Here is a 16,152-nt window from a genome sequence, read left to right as displayed (position 1 = left end):
GTTATTCCTAGATATCTAAGCAACGTTGAGTCAGTAATATTGCACTGAATGTTGAAGTTATTAGTGTGTATCTCGTCAGAGTACCTTAACGATCTTACTAGAACGGGTTGTTAGATGAGGTAATACAGAATTTTGGAAGGGATAAGGAAGAAACGGGAAGGCTACGGCCTGCCGGAAGGAGGGCAGACCGAGAGCGCTTAACTATTGATATAGCCAGACAGCTAAAGCAAAAAAGCTTGGAGCCAAAATAGAAGTGATGATGCCGCATAAAACCAATGCAAGTGATGAGAACGCGGCATCAATGGGCTGTTTCTCTGCACATGTCGCGGTGCCTAAGGCATGAGACACGGTACCCATTGTTAGGCCACGTGCAATCGGGTGTTTAATTCCAATTAAGTTGTAAATTGGGTATGCCAAAATCGCGCCCAATAAACCAACAATCAGAACCAAGATCGCCGCAACGGCAGCTTCACCACCGAGGTGACTCGAAATTTCCATTGCTATTGGCGTAGTGACGGATTTACCCACTAGACTTGCGATTAAACTGATATCCGCTTTGAAAGCGACTGCGATCAAGGTGGTTGTCATCATCGACATCACACTGCCTACTGTGCAAGCAAAAGTGATGATTCGCCAGTTTGCTTTAATCTGTGGTAGTTGTTCATATAGCGGGTAAGCCAGAGCAACTACGGCTGGTTGAAGTAAAAAACTGATCCCGTTGTTATCCGCATAATACGTTTCAAACGGTACATTTAAGTAAGTAAGCAAAGGAATGAGCACTGCAATACTGATCAGCAAAGGATTTGCTAGAGGATTATTCACTTTGATTGCGATTTGGCGCGCGACAAGAAAAACCGCAATAGTAACAACTAACCACATATCAGTGCTTCTCCTTTAGCAAGTAGTCCAGCAGCCAAGCGAGGCTGACTAGTACAATGAGTGAGCCTCCAACTGCGCTAGCAATGATAGGGAGGGCATTAGCGAGTAGCATATCGAAATGTTGCATTAATCCCACGCTAATAGGAACGAACAACAAAATCATGTAGCGGATAAATAGCGTGGCGCCCGGTTTGACCCAATCGACCTTTACAAGCCCAAGAGTCATGGAGAAAAACAGTACCAGCATACCGATGACACTTCCTGGGACGGAAACGCCAGTGAACTTTTGAATGGTAATTCCGATGCCAAGCGCCCCCATAATGAGGAAGATTGAAATGAGCAGTTGGATCAGTTGTAAGAATCGTTCTTTAATCATTTTGACAGTATATAAACAACAAGCACACCATAAGGTGCGCTTGTATTGGGAGGAGTTAAGAAGCTAAGCTCTCTACATAACGGTACACGGATTTTAATATCGCAATCTTCTTTTCGTCACTTTCATGTTCGTGAACTAAGTTTTCTAAATTCAGCATGTACTCTTCAATTTGGCTTTCAAACACTTCTCGACAGTGTAATGCCCAGCGTCTCTGTTCTTGCTCGTCTAATGTGCCTGGGAAGTTACGCGCACGATAGCGGAACAATAGAGGTTTAATGCGCTTGTCATCAAATTCAATGTCCAATGCGGCAAGATTATTCGGGTCGGTTTCTCGAATGATATCCATGGCTGCGCGATCGGCCGGAGAAAAGAACCCGTCGTAAAGTTGTGTATCGACGTCATCACTTTTATCGAATTTACGCTCGACTGAAAAGAGGCTAATCAGCTTTTCTCTAATTTCAGGATGTTGGCGCAACAAAGCGAGATTAGCGAGACATTGCTGGCGATCAATGCCAATAGACTCCGCATTTTCAGCCGTTAACGTTTTTGCAGGGGCGAGAATAGGGCATTTGTTTAAATGAACCAACTTAACTGGTACTGGTAGCAAGTCACCAAGATCTTCTCGCTTAGTGTAGAGTCTTTCGTGTAGCTCTTCTGCGGATAGCTCAAGAATAGGTTGAGGGTCTTTCGCTAAATCGATGGTGATAACAGCGTTGTTATTGGTTGGATGCCAAGCAACAGGCACAATCCAGCTAGTGTACTGGCATTCGCGCCCTAGCATGCCTGAAACGTGCATCAACGGCGTCATGTTGACGATGTCGACTAATTCATTGAGCTTACGCTTTTGGCGCATAGAAAAGAAGTAGTCAAACAATTTTGGTTGCGCTGCTTTTACTTTCTTTGCCATTTCGATAGTCGCAACCACGTCTGCCATCGCATCGTGCGCGTTACTATGTTCTATGCCGTTAGCAACAGACAAGTGCTCTAATTTAAAACTAGTGAAGCCATCTTCGTTTTCTGGCCACTCTACGCCTTCTGGGCGAAGGGCATGGCACGCGCGTAATACATCGAGTAAATCCCAACGCGAGTTACCGTTTTGCCAACTCCATGCGTATGGATCGATAAAGTTGCGATAACAAGTATAACGTGTCACTTCGTCATCAAAGCGAATGCTGTTGTAGCCTAAACTGGTGGTATTTGGTTTCGCGAGTTCAGCGTGAATCTTAGCGATAAACTCAGGCTCAGAAAGGCCTTCTTGAACCGTTTTTTGCGGAGTAATACCAGTAATAAGCGCAGCTTCAGGAGACGGAAGATAATCAGCCGGTGGTTGACAGTACATGACTAAAGGCTCGCCGATGATATTGAAGTTTTCATCTGTACGAACACCAGCGAACTGGCTTGGGCGATCTTTCGCGGGGTTTGTTCCCCATGTCTCATAATCAAAGAAGAAAAAAGTGGGCTGATTATCTTGGTGCATTCTGCTTACCGTTTACAAAACCGATAACAGTATTAGACCATTCAACGCCTTGACTAGCAACGAAAGATGCAAGTTGAATTTTTGAAAATGAAAAAGCCGATGGCGAACCATCGGCTTGATATTTTACGTTTTATTGCTTGGGAAGTAGTTTGAGCTTTACGCTCGTGTTTCTTCCAATGCTGTTTCGCTTTCTGGTGACTTCAGCACTCGGCTAGCAATCGTACCCGCAGTCATTGATCCTGAAACGTTCAGTGCGGTACGTGCCATGTCAATCAATGGTTCAATAGAGATAAGTAGCGCCGCGATGGTGACAGGTAAGCCCATTGCAGGGAGAACAATCAATGCTGCAAACGTTGCACCTCCGCCGACTCCAGCAATACCAAATGAGCTGATAGTGATAATCGCAATCAATGACAGGATAAAGTGCAGATCCAGTGGGTTGATGCCCATTGTCGGAGCTACCATCACTGCCAGCATTGCAGGATAGATACCTGCACATCCGTTTTGGCCGATAGTGGCACCAAACGATGCTGATAGGTTTGCAATCGCTGGTGGAACGTTAAGCTTGGTGATTTGCGCTTCTACGTTTAGTGGGATCGTTGCTGCTGAGCTACGAGATGTAAACGCGAAGGTCAGTACAGGCCAGATTTTCTTAAAGTATTCCGCAGGGCTAACGCCGACAAACGAGACTAATACGCCGTGAACAACAAACATCAGAGCGATAGCAACATAAGACGCCACAATAAAGCCAAGTAGGTTTAGGATGTCGCCTGCGCTTGATGTTGCTACCACTTTTGCCATCAGTGCTGCGATGCCGTATGGCGTTAACGCCATGATCATCTTCACTAATCGCATAACGATTGACTGAGCTGCTTCTACGAAAGTACGAATCGGTGATTCTAACTCTGCTTTTTCCATCATCACTTTGCGAGCGGCGATACCGGTTAATACACCGAAGATAACGACAGCGATAATTGAGGTCGAGCGAGCACCTGTTAGATCAGCAAATGGGTTGGTTGGAATGAAGCTAACTAGCATTTGAGGAATAGTCAGGTCACTTACTGTACCAGCACGGCTTTCTAAAACGGCGATACGAGCGGTTTCACGAGCGCCTTCAGTTAAACCTTCTGCTGACAGGCCAAAGGTTGTTGTCACCAAGATACCGATAAGTGCAGCAATTGCAGTCGTTACTAGAAGAACAGAGATGGTCAGGCCAGATATTTTACCTAATGATCCACCTTTCTCCAATTTAACAACTGCAGAGATCATCGATACCAATACTAGTGGCATGATGACCATTTTCAGTAGACCAACGTAGCCACTGCCTACAATGCCTACCCATTCAAGTGTTTGAGCAATTGCGCTGTTGCCTTCACCGTGAATGAGTTGCAAAGCAAGACCAAAAAGAGAACCAGTAACAAGACCGATTAAAACGAGACGAGAGAGTGTGTGTTTCTTTTGTTGTTGGTTAAATAGAAAGAACAATATGCCAACAAAGACGGCTAGAGAGGCTATCACTGCAAAATTCATAATCTGACCTTATCAACCTGCCGAAATGGCGGTTGTTTTTTATACGGGGTTTTATACGGATTTGTTTATGGGGCGTAAGATAACGCTCGCGATATAACTTTAAAAATGACAAACGGGTATTAGCTAGATCTAAAATGAATATAAAAACGAGATCTAAGTCGCGTGAGAGTGTGAATTAGCACGTTAAATGTACAAAATGGTTATTCGTAGTGATGCAGTAAGTCACGCATTTCTTGCCTTTGTAAGTAAACCACCGAGTCTTCTTGATAACTGAAAAGTTGATAAATCATCGCTTTGGCGACATCTTCCGCTCGAATAGGTAAAAAGTTGGACAGTTTGCCAAGCATGAATGGGCGAATTACCTTAAACAGAGTTTGCACTAACTTCTCGTCCGTTCTTGGGCTTTGACGTTGACCAACAAGCGGGCCTGGGCGAACAAACACGATTTCCTCAAAACCCATAGCTTCGATTCGTTGTTCCATTTGTCCTTTACAGGCTAAATAATGGGATGGCGATTTACTATTTGCACCAAGGCTAGAAACAACCGCAAGGCGTTTGACTCCGATCGTTTTCATCTGTTGGGCGACTTTACACACCAGATCAACATCTACTCTACGTAAATTATCCTTACTGCCTGCTTGCTTAAGGGTTGTGCCTAAACAGATAAAGCCGATGGTCGGTGTTGGTTGGTTATCATCCCATTGGTGGATAGAGAGGTCGGCATCAATGAGAGGAACAAGCTTATTGTCCGCATCTATGACGCCATCGAGTGGGCGGCGAGAAAGATAATATAAGGTACCAACACCTGATTGATTTATTAGGTTTGTAATGACTTTTGAGCCGACTAAGCCAGTTGCCCCAGCGATGATGGCGCAGGTGTTGTTATCCATGTCCTTTCTCCTATCTGGGAATATAGCCTAAGCTATTGTAGCGGATTTCAAGGAGTTACTTATAATCGAATGCTCGAAAGGTGAGACGCTCTGCGAACTCAGTAGACTTTCCTAACAGAAATCTGATTAGCGCTGCCCCAAGCGGATGCAAGGGTATACAATAGTGGACGCTCAAAACTGGGGCTGAGCAAGATTTCTTAATCAATGTAACACCTCTCACCCAGACAACATCAAAGGAACGTAAAAAATGGATGACTCTTTTGCAGTGGAGATACAAGCGCGCATAGATAACAAAACCAAACCCGTCGGTTCTTTAGGCTTATTGGAAAAGGTGGCACTACAGCTAGCTCTTATTCAAAGTCAGGATAAACCTCAGCCAGTTGATTCCATCGCTATCTGTAAACCGAGCATGCTGGTATTTGCTGGAGATCACGGCGTTGCAGAGGAGGGCGTAAGCATTGCGCCAAGCGAAGTCACTCAGCAAATGGTGGCTAACTTTCTCGCCGGCGGCGCAGCCATCAACTGCTTTTGCGACATCAATGGCATCCAACTCAAAGTAATAGATTGCGGCATGTTGGCACCTATTGATGTGCTGGTTCCAGAATTTAAGTTTCATCCAAACTTGGTTGAACAACGGTTGGGTAACGGTACGGCTAATTTTTCTAAACAATCAGCGATGTCCCCAGAACAAGTGGCGCTAGGTTTAGAGTATGGTGCGAAGATTGCTGAGCAAACCATTTTGTCTGGCTCAAATCTATTGATGTTCGGTGAGATGGGCATTGGTAACACCAGTTCGGCTTCCGCACTGTTATCGGCGCTGAGTTCATTAGATATTGATTATTGTGTTGGTGTCGGTACAGGAATCAATCAACAGCAGTTGAGCCGTAAATATAAACTAGTGGCACAGGGCGTGAACCGATGTCGAGGTCTTGATACTAAAGCGATTCTCGCACAGGTTGGAGGCTTTGAAATCGTACAAATGGTGGGCGCATTTTTAGAAGCCAAGCGGCTTAAAACCCCAGTTTTAGTGGATGGATTTATCGTATCGGTTGCTGCGTATATTGCAACGTTGCTAGACGAAGAAGCACGCGAATACATGTTGTTTGCCCACCGCTCCGAAGAAAATGGACATAAGTTTGTATTAGAGTACCTAAAAGCAGAACCTCTACTCGATCTTGGTTTACGATTAGGGGAGGGAACCGGAGCCGCTCTTGCCTTACCCTTGTTAAAAGCTGCTGCCCAGTTTTACAACAAGATGGCGAGCTTTGAGAGTGCAGGAGTTACAGTATAGTGTCAGTCCCTGATAATTCTGAGAACGTCACGCCATCATCGTTAAGATACCAGTGGGAGTTGTTTCTATTAGCTATCAGTTTTTTTAGTCGCTTACCCGTACCCCAAGCGTTGCCATACAGTGAAGAACGCATGAATCAGGCCGGACGTTATTTCGCGTTAGTTGGTCTCGTGCTTGGAGCGCTTTGTGCTCTGGTATTTTCGCTCACCTCAATTCTTTTCCCAGAATCGGTTGCCGTAGTATTAACGATGGTGTTTAGCTTATTGTTAACAGGGGCATTTCACGAAGACGGCTTGACTGATATGGCGGATGGCATTGGCGGTGGCATGACCGTAGAGCGACGCCTCTCTATTATGAAGGACAGCCGCATTGGCACTTATGGTGCAGCCACTCTCATTATGGCGTTATTGGCTAAGTATGTTTTTTGGAGTGAACTGGCTAACTTGCCGCAGTTTTGGTTGGTCATTGTCGTCGCTTATACCGCAAGCCGAGCACTAGCCGCGACGCTTATTTATGACATGCCTTATGTCAGTGACAGTGATACGTCGAAAAGTAAACCGCTGGCAAATAGCCAGTCTTCTTTAGAAGTCTCCATCTTGTTGTTTACTGGTGGCATAACATTGCTTGTGCTTGGTATCACGCAGGCGATCTTTATATCGCTTGTTCTCGTGGTATTTCGTTTGATGTTCAAACGTTGGTTAACCAAGCGAATTGGCGGCTTTACGGGGGATTGTCTTGGCGCAGCGCAGCAGCTAGCGGAACTGCTTGTTTATCTCACTATGATTGGGTTTTATCACATCTCATGAAGCAATTGATACTCGGTGGCGCGCGCTCTGGGAAGTCGCATTTGGCGGAAAAAACAGCCAAGCAATTATCGACCACTTCTCAACACTCATTACATTATGTTGCAACCGCGCTGCCATTTGACCAAGAAATGCGAGAGCGAATAGCGCATCATCAAAAGCAACGAGGGGGCGAGTGGCAAGAGCATGAATGCCCCCTTCATTTATCTGAGTTACTGACAAATTTCGCTAACACCGATGTTGTACTGGTCGATTGTTTAACCTTGTGGCTCAATAATTGGATATTTGAGTTAGGTGATGAATGTTCCAATGAGAAGCTAGAAGCAGAAATTGAAAAGCTTATACAGGTGGTACGTGGCTCAGATGCGACGTTAATATTCGTCTCTAACGAGGTTGGAATGGGTATTGTGCCTTTGGGGGCGGTTAGTCGTTACTTTGTGGATAATGCAGGACGGATGAATCAAAAACTAGCCAGTGTTTGCCATCGTGTTACCTTTGTTGCTGCTGGTTTGCCGTTGGTTCTTAAAGAGTAGGATGGAACAAAATGAAAACACTCAATATCTATCTTGTGCGTCATGGAAAAGTAGATGCTCCACCAGGACTCCATGGCCAAACAGATGTAAAAGTTACGCCTGCTGACCAAGAAAGCATTGCTCGGGCTTGGATCGAGAGTGGACGAGGTGTGGGTGGAGTGATTTGTTCTCCTCTTTCACGTTGTCAAGAACTGGCAAATATAATTGCTGAACAGCAATTATTACCAGTAATGACGGATGAATCTTTACAAGAGATGGCATTTGGTGATTTTGATGGTATGCCTTTTGATATGCTCACTGAGCAGTGGAAAAAGCTAGATGCTTTTTGGCAATCGCCAGCACAACATACGTTGCCGAACGCTGAGAGCTTAAGCACATTTTCTGAGCGCATATGTCGCGTTTGGTCTCAAATCATCAACAATATCAATGACAATCTACTTATCGTCACGCATGGTGGCGTCATTCGTATGATTCTTGCTCATGTATTGGAGTTAGATTGGCGTAACCCCAAGTGGTATTCGACGTTGTCGATAGGAAACGCTTCTGTCACGCATATAACAATTACCATAGATGAGCAAATTTACGCCTCGGTGCGTTCGATTGGCGTACCTCTTTTAACTCGTTAATTTATAAATATTAAAATGCCCAAAGCGATACTGCTTATGGGCATAGTCACGGAAGATGTCAGTGGAAGCCCATCTGCTAGGTGCAGGAAGCGAAAATTGACTCAGTTACATAAAAAGGAAATATAGAAATGACAACGCCGAGTTGGGATTTGTCCATCGTTTATAACGACCTTTCTGACCCACGAATTCAAGACGATATTGCTCTTGTTGAACAATGTATTGATCTTTTGAATAAACAATCAGCAGATTGCGGCAACGTAGAGATCATGCAAAATGCGATTTTGACCAATGAAGCCGCGAGTCGTTTAGCGGGCACAGTTGCAAATTTTGCGAGTTGTTATGCTTCTGTTGATGCAACAAACGCCGAAGCGAAATCGTTACTTGGTAAAATGACCCGTATCTTTTCGGAGCTTTCTCAAGCGTTCAGTCCCTTTGATTTGACACTAACGCATGCCGACGAAGAGTTTATCTTGCGCGTGTTAGATCATGAGAATCCTGATATCAGTGGGCAAGCATTTTCTATCTTGAACTCCAGAAAGCTGGCGGATACTCGTCTTAGTAACGCCGAAGAACAGTTACTTGCTGCGATGAGTGTGGATGGTAAATCGGCTTGGGGTAACCTATACGATAACCTGACTGGCTCATTGAAAGTGAAGCTTGAGTATGCAGATGGTAAGAGTGAAGTGCTTGGGTTTTCTCAAGCGGCAAGCATTCTTTATGGTTCTGAATTCGAGCGTCAAGAAGCCGCTTGGCGAGGCGTACAAGATGCAATGCAAACGCACCAAGAATCATTCGCTGCAATTTTGAATGCGTTAGCAGGATGGCGTTTAACTGAAAACAAAAAGCGTTCGACGAAGCGTGAAGTTCACTTCCTCGAGCCGAGTTTGCATGGTAGCCGAATCCAAGCTGAAACTTTAAATGCGATGATGACAGTAGCCAAAGACAGTCGAGCTATTGGTCAGAAAGCGGGTTTATTGATGGCGCAAGTACATGGTCTGGATGAGATGAAACCTTGGAATCATCTGGCGGCTATGCCTGCTTTGAGCGGTGAAGCGAAGGTTTACGACTTTGATGAAGCGATTGATGTTATTTGTGAAGCATTTGAAACAGTAAACCCTGAGATGTCGGAATTTGTCCGTTTGATGGTACAAAATGGTTGGATTGATGCCGCGCCAAATGCTAACAAGCGTCTTGGCGCATACTGCACCAAACTGCCAGCAACGCGAACACCACTTGTGTTTATGACTTGGAGTGGCAGTCGCTCAGACCTTATGACTCTGGCACATGAACTTGGCCATGCGTTCCATAACTGGGTTATTCGTGATTTGCCACTTTGCCAAACTTACTACCCAATGACGTTAGCAGAAACCGCCTCTATTTTTGCAGAAAACATCGTTCGTGATCATTTGATTTCGAAAGCGGAGAGCGTCGATGAAAAGCTAGAGATGTTGTGGGAAGAGTTGTCATCTGCGCTAGCTTTAATGATCAACATTCCGGTCCGCTATGAGTTTGAGAAATCGTTCTATGAACGCCGCCAGGATGGAGAGTTTACCGCAGATGAATTCTGTGAGTTGATGTCTGAAACTTGGAAAGAATGGTATGGCGACGTAATGAGCGAGCCGGATCCGTACTTCTGGGCAAGCAAGCTGCACTTTTCTATCGATAGTGTGAGTTTTTATAACTACCCATACCTGTTTGGTTTCTTATTCAGCAAGGGTATTTATGCACAGCGAGAAACCAAAGGCGAAGCGTTTTACACCGATTACATCAATTTGCTGCGCGATACCGGCTGCATGATGGCGGAAGATGTTGTCGAAAAGCACCTGTCGATGGATTTAACCCAACCAACGTTTTGGCAGCAGAGCGTTGAGCTAGTGCGTGAAAAAGTCGATGAGTTTGAGCGTTTGCTCGCACAGCGCGGCTAAGTTTTTCGCATTGTTGATGCATAATCTGCTTTATAGCTACAAAAATTTGATCAAATCATAATGATCTTAATCAGGGCTGTGGTAAAGTTCACAGCCCTAACACTTTGTAATTGTTTAAAAATTAAACGCCTCAATGCTTGATTTGAGTGCCTGGCGCGAAAAGGTATCGGATTTTCGAGGGAAATAGTGATTTCTACTCATAAGTGAGATCGCAGCAACAAAAATCCTTTGTACAATTTATTAACATACCCGCCGTGCTATTAAGGAGTAACGCATGACGAAGTCTCTCTTTCGCCAATCGTTTTTAACTGACACGTTAGATGTTCATATCGATGTTGCACCAGCGGAGCAGGTGCTTTCTAACGGTGTAAAACTTAAACTCTATCAGCGTGGTGTATTAGAAGTAATCCCTGCGAATTATACTCAGGATACGAAGAACATCATCATCTCTTGTGGGGTTCACGGAGATGAAACCGCACCGATGGAGCTGGTGGATTCCATTATTCAAGACATAGAATCTGGGTTCCAGACGGTCGATACCCGTTGTCTATTCATTATCGCTCATCCAGAATCCACTCTGGCGCACACGCGATTCCTTGAAGAAAACCTCAACCGTCTTTTTGACGAAAAAGAACACAAGCAGACAAAAGAGCTTGTCATCGCTGATACGCTAAAGTTGCTCGTTCGCGATTTCTATCAGGATACCGACCCGACAACACGCTGGCACCTTGATTTACACTGCGCGATTAGAGGTTCGAAGCACTATACGTTTGCAGTAAGTCCTAAGACTCGTCATCCTGTGCGAAGCAAGGCATTAATCGATTTCTTGGACAGTGCACACATTGAAGCTGTGCTCTTGTCAAACTCACCATCGAGTACGTTTAGCTGGTACAGTGCCGAGAACTTTGGTGCGCAGGCTCTGACAATGGAGCTTGGTCGTGTGGCTCGTATTGGTGAAAATGACCTCGATAAATTGACTGCGTTTGATTTGTCTTTACGTAATTTGATTGCGGAAACGAAGCCAGAACACCTACCAAAACCATGCATTAAATATCGAGTAAGTCGCACAATCGTTCGCTTGAACGAAGATTTTGACTTTATGTTCGACGACAATGTTGAAAACTTCACTTCATTTGTTCACGGCGAAGTGTTTGGTCATGATGGCGACAAACCATTAATGGCGAAGAATGAAAACGAAGCGATTGTCTTCCCGAACCGCCACGTCGCAATAGGTCAACGTGCAGCTCTGATGGTTTGTGAAGTGAAAACCCGTTTTGAAGAGGGCGAGTTGGTTTACGATTAATCCAACATTGCTTTGAGAAGTTAATTGCAATTTACCGAGGCTTAACTGTAAGGTTAAGCCTCGTTTGTTTTTATCGGCCGCTATGGATTTTCAACAACTTATCCTGAACAAGGAACGACGCTGGCAACGTAACCTGATGGTTATGTCGGTCGTGCTCGCTGTACTCTCTGCCATCCACTTGATGGTCGGAGAAATTTTCCTTTCTCCTTTTCAATCTTTATCTGCATTTGAACATAAGCTACTGGTGGACTTACGTTTACCGAGGTTGGTGTCTGCGGCAATTATTGGTGCTGCGTTAGCGGTATCTGGCGCGACGTTACAAGTGTTGCTTGGGAACGTTTTGGCTGAACCCGGCGTGCTTGGTATATCAGGTGGTGCAAGCTTAGCAATGGTCTTAATCATGTTCGCGTCACCTGTTCTTCCCACCCCGATTGTTTTTATGTTGGCAGCGATTGCAGGCTCGATGGTATTCACGTTTGTTTTGGTGGCGATAGCAAGGGCAATGCATCTGACGACGGCTCGATTGCTTTTGGTTGGTGTCGCATTGGGTATTTTATCGAGCGCGATTGTGACGTGGGCATTTTACTTCAGTGATGATCTTAGCCTACGCCAACTGATGTATTGGTTAATGGGCAGCATTGGTGGTGCAAGTTGGTATCAACATACCGTTACCTTGGTGATGCTGCCGGTGCTTATCTGGTTGTGTTGTAAAGGCAAGTCGCTTGATAAATTGATGCTGGGTGAGATTCATGCGACCCAATTGGGAGTCGATGTACATCAAATGCGTTGGAAACTGATCCTCGCCATTTCTGTTTTGGTGGGGAGTTCAGTCGCTTTGGGTGGCATCATCAGCTTTGTTGGCTTGGTGGTACCGCACTTGTTGCGTTTGGCTTTTGGTACAGAAAACCGTTATTTATTGCCACTTTCTGCAATATCTGGCGCTGCGTTACTTGTATTTGCGGATATCGGCGCAAGGCTATTATTGGACTCCGCTGAGCTACCTTTAGGTGTCATGACAACATCGATTGGCGCACCTATTTTCATCTGGATGCTGGTGAAGAGTCATGATGCACGTTAAACATATGTCGGTTGGTAGTCGATTATTGCCTCTTTCTTTTGAATGCAAAGCAGGCGAAATCGTACATGTCGTTGGGCCTAATGGTTCCGGCAAGAGTACTTTATTGGCTGCGATTTCTGGTACGTTAAGCCACCGAGAGGGTATGAGTGGTGAAGTGTACGTTGGCGACAAAAACTTGCTTACTTTACCGTTGTCAGAGCAAGCTCATGTTCGAGGTTATTTGTGTCAGCAATCACGCCCTGCATTTAATGTCGATGTTTTTCAGTATCTCGCCCTATCTCTGCCGAGTGGCGCTGAGATTGCGGATATCAAAGTGCGTGATGCCGTCAATATGGTGGTGGAGCTGGTACAGCTGCAAGATAAGCTTCATCGCAGTATTCAAACATTATCCGGCGGTGAGTGGCAACGTGTCCGATTAGCAGGTGTATGTTTGCAGGTGTGGCGTACCATTAATCCTTTTTCGCAGTTTTTAATTTTGGATGAGCCAGCAGCACCATTAGATATTGCGCAAGAGGGGCTGCTCTATCAATTGATTAACGCTATGGCGGCGCAGGGAATTGGAGTATTGGTTGCTAATCACGATCTCAACCGCACATTAAAGCACGCAGATAAAGTATTGCTGCTTAACAACGGTGTGCTGCACTCATCAGGAAGTGCCGATACAGTGCTAACGGAAGAAGCCCTCGGGGAAGTATTCAATACTCAAGTCAAAAAGGTCATCGTAGATGAGCAACCTTATTTAATCTTTGATTAGTATTTAGGGACAATAAAAAACGACCTACTTGAGGTCGTTTTTTTAATCGAAATAGCCAAACTCAACGTTTACTGAGTCAGCGGTTTTAGATCTGCTGGGCGGTAGTAAACAGATTTGAGTACTTTGCCTTTACGAATGGTTTTACCTTCCGATACGAAATCTTCGGCGCATTTCGCGATAATGTATTCACCTTTCTGCACCGCCATCAACTTGATGCCTTGTTCCGCGTAGAATGCCTCTGTTTCTGAGTACTCTTGCTCGTTACGGCATACTTTGCTCATGTTGCTTGAGTGCACTTCATCCCAGCAAGGAATAAATTCAATACCACGGTTTACTGCAACGTTTAATAGAAGATCAATTAAGTAGCTGATCGCTAGGTTGTCTTCTACTCTGCTGTGGCCAAGATGAACGAGACGGCCCATTAATACATACACGCTGTCTACGATGGCATCTGCTTGCTCAGTTTTACAATCTGCTTCTGCTAGCTCTGTTAGCTCTTCGATCGCCAAAGAGGTGTGTAGTGTGTCTGCTTGCGCATCAAGGCTTGCAGCGTCTGCGACTGGTAAGTCGAACGTACAACGGAACTCGGTGATATCACGGTATAAGTGATCAAAAATCTCTTGGGTTAGCTTTGACAGTTGCATTCTAATTTCCATTGAATCGATTGAAGCGGCAATGATATCAAACCGCACTTTGAACCCCAAGGGCATTGCATCTAACTGGTGATAAATCTGCCTTTGGGGAATGGTTGTGCTTAACGAAATAGGTAAGGGAACAGCTTTTTACGTTCTTCCTCTGAAAGGGCGGAAACACGAGCGATGTTTGAATCGGGAATGGATTCAGGGTCAGGATAGTGTTTTAGTACCTTTTCCATACTCTCTTCGCGAATCAAATGGAAGATTGGGTAAGGAGAACGATTGGTTAGGTTTTCGTCGTCTTCAGGCCTTGCGCCGCCAAAACAGTAATCAGGATGGAAAGTCGCTACTTGGAAAATACCTTCCCAGTTCTGCTGCTTAATTAATCCTTCAACCCAATCTATGCAAAAGTTGTAGTCCCAGAAATCTTGTAGCATGTTGGGAACCACAACCAACGTTGTCTCAAGCTGTTCGGGTTCTGTGTTACTCAGCTCAATCAGCTGCAATAAAATATCTTCAAGAAGCGCTTCTTCTTGAGTCGCTTCACTAACAAAAATTTTGATTTGTTTATTACGTTGCGGTTTGGCAGCAAACGGACAAAGGTTGAGCCCGATTACCACATCGTTGAGCCATTGATCGACCTGTTGAGTGATCGCTTCGATATCTGTGTTTTGTGTTGAATGCGTTGACATACGACTTTCTGGTTTTTATTAAAGTAGCGCAAGCATAGCAGAGTTGGTTATCCAAGTAATCAGAGAGGTATTACGCAAATGAGCGTACCTTAGGTACTCTTTAAACTCGCTGCGTCAGGAGTTTGGTCAGTATGCTTTCTTTCGGCAATGTGTTTCAAATACGCAATCGCAGCAAACATCGCTAGGTAGACTGCGCTTCCCCCCATAAGAACACTCGACCAACCACCATGCTGCCAACAATAAAGAAGTAAGAATCCTCCTAAGCTACCGCCTACGTAGTAGTGTACTAAGTAGAGCGCTGTCGCGGTGGCTTTGGCGCGAGTGGCGTTCTGACCGACCCAACCGTAGGCGAGGGTATGAGTAAAGAAGGCACCAAAACTTATCAGCAACAACCCAAATAGCATTGCAGTCAAGCTTTCAACCGCCGCAATCCACATCCCCGTCATGCTCACTATCGCGCCCAAGAACATACCGAGGATTGAGGAATAACGTTTACTCCAGTGACCTGCACAACGAGAGGAGAAAGTCCCTCCCAAGTAACAAATAAAGATCAATGAGGCCAACCCGACGGGCACATTGTGAGGTTCACTCACCAGACGGAAACCCATGACGGAGTAAAGGTTGACGAACAACGCAAAGTTGAGTCCTCCAATCAGCATCGCGAACCACACGCGTTGGTTTTTAAAATGACCAATAAGCGCACGATTTTGATGGCGCAAACTACTTGATGACGGGGTGAAGTTGCGCTGTGTTGGCAATAAATAGTGAACGCCAATGACACCAAGAAGAGTGAATACCATCATAACTTCAATGGCGACATCAACACTGAAATTGTCCGCCAATAAGCCGCCGCTAATACGCCCTGCAATACCGCCTAATGAGTTAGCCGCAATGTACGTTCCAATTGCCATCGAGAAAGCGTGCTTGTCGAGCTCTTCTGCCATGTAAGCCACGGCGACCGCCGCAAAAGCTGCGAGCGCGACACCGATCAGTGCTCGACATACCACCAAAAACAGGAATGAGTCACCAAACAGCATCAAAGCGGAAAGGGTAGGAATCGAAAACAGACCGGCCATCATGACTGGCTTTCGTCCCACTGACTCTGATAACACAGCCATTGGAACGAGGCTAAAAGAGAGAGCGAGTGTTGAGGCCGCAAATAGCCAGTTCACTTGTGTTTCTGAGATCGTGAAAATTTGGGCAAAAGTGGGCAGCATTGGCTGTAGTAGGTATAAATTTGAAAAAACCAAGAAGGAACCAAGCGCTAGCGAGAGCGTAATGCGTTTGTATTCCGGTGTGCCAAAACTGACCATGAATCCTGCCTAATGTGAACAAATGGAGAGACTGTGATCAATCTATC

General features: G+C 45.2%; 16 protein-coding genes. 8 read left to right on the top strand and 8 right to left on the bottom strand.

What is annotated here, in order from left to right; all coding sequences use genetic code 11:
- Positions 1-201: 201 nt before the first annotated feature.
- The 5 genes from EX191_RS03760 to EX191_RS03740 all read right to left on the bottom strand — a co-directional run bounded on the left by EX191_RS03760 (position 202) and on the right by EX191_RS03740 (position 5,152).
- Positions 202-879: an LrgB family protein gene (locus EX191_RS03760; protein WP_193447166.1), complete on the bottom strand. Its 678-nt coding sequence runs from the start codon at positions 877-879 to the stop codon at positions 202-204.
- Position 880: 1 nt separating this feature from the next.
- Positions 881-1,255, bottom strand: a complete 375-nt coding sequence (locus tag EX191_RS03755; protein WP_005397786.1) for a CidA/LrgA family protein — start codon at positions 1,253-1,255, stop codon at positions 881-883.
- Positions 1,256-1,310: 55 nt separating this feature from the next.
- Positions 1,311-2,732, bottom strand: a complete 1,422-nt coding sequence (sbcB, locus tag EX191_RS03750) for an exodeoxyribonuclease I (protein ID WP_085343178.1) — start codon at positions 2,730-2,732, stop codon at positions 1,311-1,313.
- A 156-nt stretch (positions 2,733-2,888) separates the two neighbouring features.
- Complete coding sequence (locus EX191_RS03745; RefSeq protein ID WP_054867346.1) at positions 2,889-4,262, bottom strand: L-cystine transporter; 1,374 nt, start codon at positions 4,260-4,262, stop codon at positions 2,889-2,891.
- A gap of 200 nt (positions 4,263-4,462) precedes the next feature.
- A complete protein-coding gene (locus tag EX191_RS03740; protein WP_193447165.1) occupies positions 4,463-5,152 on the bottom strand; it encodes an NAD(P)H-binding protein in 690 nt (229 codons plus the stop codon).
- A gap of 247 nt (positions 5,153-5,399) precedes the next feature.
- On the opposite strand from EX191_RS03740, the gene cobT reads away from it, so the two are divergent.
- The 8 genes from cobT to btuD all read left to right on the top strand — a co-directional run bounded on the left by cobT (position 5,400) and on the right by btuD (position 13,465).
- Positions 5,400-6,443 carry a nicotinate-nucleotide--dimethylbenzimidazole phosphoribosyltransferase gene (cobT, locus tag EX191_RS03735; RefSeq protein WP_193447164.1) on the top strand — a complete coding sequence of 348 codons (1,044 nt, stop codon included), beginning with the start codon at positions 5,400-5,402 and terminating at the stop codon, positions 6,441-6,443.
- Positions 6,443-7,249, top strand: coding sequence for an adenosylcobinamide-GDP ribazoletransferase (locus EX191_RS03730; RefSeq protein WP_193447163.1), 807 nt, complete (start codon positions 6,443-6,445; stop codon positions 7,247-7,249). The genes cobT and EX191_RS03730 overlap by 1 nt, the downstream gene beginning before the upstream one ends.
- Positions 7,246-7,779 carry a bifunctional adenosylcobinamide kinase/adenosylcobinamide-phosphate guanylyltransferase gene (gene cobU / locus EX191_RS03725; protein ID WP_005397778.1) on the top strand — a complete coding sequence of 178 codons (534 nt, stop codon included), beginning with the start codon at positions 7,246-7,248 and terminating at the stop codon, positions 7,777-7,779. Before EX191_RS03730 ends, cobU begins: the two co-directional genes overlap by 4 nt.
- 11 nt (positions 7,780-7,790) lie before the next feature.
- Positions 7,791-8,405, top strand: a complete 615-nt coding sequence (gene cobC / locus EX191_RS03720; RefSeq protein ID WP_193447162.1) for an alpha-ribazole phosphatase — start codon at positions 7,791-7,793, stop codon at positions 8,403-8,405.
- 128 nt (positions 8,406-8,533) lie between these two features.
- Positions 8,534-10,330 carry a M3 family oligoendopeptidase gene (locus tag EX191_RS03715; RefSeq protein ID WP_193447161.1) on the top strand — a complete coding sequence of 599 codons (1,797 nt, stop codon included), beginning with the start codon at positions 8,534-8,536 and terminating at the stop codon, positions 10,328-10,330.
- 274 nt (positions 10,331-10,604) lie between these two features.
- Complete coding sequence (locus EX191_RS03710) at positions 10,605-11,633, top strand: succinylglutamate desuccinylase (protein WP_005377878.1); 1,029 nt, start codon at positions 10,605-10,607, stop codon at positions 11,631-11,633.
- An 82-nt stretch (positions 11,634-11,715) separates the two neighbouring features.
- Entirely contained in the window at positions 11,716-12,711 is a 996-nt protein-coding gene (gene btuC / locus EX191_RS03705) for a vitamin B12 ABC transporter permease BtuC (protein ID WP_047008668.1), read from the top strand.
- Positions 12,698-13,465 carry a vitamin B12 ABC transporter ATP-binding protein BtuD gene (gene btuD / locus EX191_RS03700; protein ID WP_193447160.1) on the top strand — a complete coding sequence of 256 codons (768 nt, stop codon included), beginning with the start codon at positions 12,698-12,700 and terminating at the stop codon, positions 13,463-13,465. Before btuC ends, btuD begins: the two co-directional genes overlap by 14 nt.
- A 68-nt stretch (positions 13,466-13,533) precedes the next feature.
- On the opposite strand, the gene EX191_RS03695 is transcribed toward btuD, so the two are convergent.
- The 3 genes from EX191_RS03695 to EX191_RS03685 all read right to left on the bottom strand — a co-directional run bounded on the left by EX191_RS03695 (position 13,534) and on the right by EX191_RS03685 (position 16,105).
- Positions 13,534-14,109: a nucleoside triphosphate pyrophosphohydrolase family protein gene (locus tag EX191_RS03695; protein WP_193447159.1), complete on the bottom strand. Its 576-nt coding sequence runs from the start codon at positions 14,107-14,109 to the stop codon at positions 13,534-13,536.
- A 110-nt stretch (positions 14,110-14,219) separates the two neighbouring features.
- Positions 14,220-14,792 (bottom strand): DUF1415 domain-containing protein, encoded by a 573-nt coding sequence (locus tag EX191_RS03690; RefSeq protein ID WP_012841901.1) that lies wholly within the window; start codon positions 14,790-14,792, stop codon positions 14,220-14,222.
- Positions 14,793-14,881: 89 nt separating this feature from the next.
- Positions 14,882-16,105, bottom strand: coding sequence for an MFS transporter (locus tag EX191_RS03685; protein ID WP_193447158.1), 1,224 nt, complete (start codon positions 16,103-16,105; stop codon positions 14,882-14,884).
- Between the last annotated feature and the right edge of the window lie 47 nt (positions 16,106-16,152).

Source organism: Vibrio chemaguriensis, assembly GCF_012275705.1.
Lineage (GTDB): Bacteria > Pseudomonadota > Gammaproteobacteria > Enterobacterales > Vibrionaceae > Vibrio > Vibrio diabolicus.
The sequence above is the reverse complement of the archived record's forward strand: the minus strand, read 5'-3'. Positions and strand labels throughout refer to the sequence as shown.

What these genes read in the sequence shown, in the direction of transcription:
- EX191_RS03760 (WP_193447166.1), bottom strand. Translation starts at nt 879, where the DNA reads ATGTGGTTAGTTGTTACTATTGCGGTTTTTCTTGTCGCGCGCCAAATC.
- EX191_RS03755 (WP_005397786.1), bottom strand. Translation starts at nt 1,255, where the DNA reads ATGATTAAAGAACGATTCTTACAACTGATCCAACTGCTCATTTCAATC.
- sbcB (WP_085343178.1), bottom strand. Translation starts at nt 2,732, where the DNA reads ATGCACCAAGATAATCAGCCCACTTTTTTCTTCTTTGATTATGAGACA.
- EX191_RS03745 (WP_054867346.1), bottom strand. Translation starts at nt 4,262, where the DNA reads ATGAATTTTGCAGTGATAGCCTCTCTAGCCGTCTTTGTTGGCATATTG.
- EX191_RS03740 (WP_193447165.1), bottom strand. Translation starts at nt 5,152, where the DNA reads ATGGATAACAACACCTGCGCCATCATCGCTGGGGCAACTGGCTTAGTC.
- cobT (WP_193447164.1), top strand. Translation starts at nt 5,400, where the DNA reads ATGGATGACTCTTTTGCAGTGGAGATACAAGCGCGCATAGATAACAAA.
- cobU (WP_005397778.1), top strand. Translation starts at nt 7,246, where the DNA reads ATGAAGCAATTGATACTCGGTGGCGCGCGCTCTGGGAAGTCGCATTTG.
- cobC (WP_193447162.1), top strand. Translation starts at nt 7,791, where the DNA reads ATGAAAACACTCAATATCTATCTTGTGCGTCATGGAAAAGTAGATGCT.
- EX191_RS03715 (WP_193447161.1), top strand. Translation starts at nt 8,534, where the DNA reads ATGACAACGCCGAGTTGGGATTTGTCCATCGTTTATAACGACCTTTCT.
- EX191_RS03710 (WP_005377878.1), top strand. Translation starts at nt 10,605, where the DNA reads ATGACGAAGTCTCTCTTTCGCCAATCGTTTTTAACTGACACGTTAGAT.
- btuC (WP_047008668.1), top strand. Translation starts at nt 11,716, where the DNA reads ATGGATTTTCAACAACTTATCCTGAACAAGGAACGACGCTGGCAACGT.
- btuD (WP_193447160.1), top strand. Translation starts at nt 12,698, where the DNA reads ATGATGCACGTTAAACATATGTCGGTTGGTAGTCGATTATTGCCTCTT.
- EX191_RS03695 (WP_193447159.1), bottom strand. Translation starts at nt 14,109, where the DNA reads ATGCAACTGTCAAAGCTAACCCAAGAGATTTTTGATCACTTATACCGT.
- EX191_RS03690 (WP_012841901.1), bottom strand. Translation starts at nt 14,792, where the DNA reads ATGTCAACGCATTCAACACAAAACACAGATATCGAAGCGATCACTCAA.
- EX191_RS03685 (WP_193447158.1), bottom strand. Translation starts at nt 16,105, where the DNA reads ATGGTCAGTTTTGGCACACCGGAATACAAACGCATTACGCTCTCGCTA.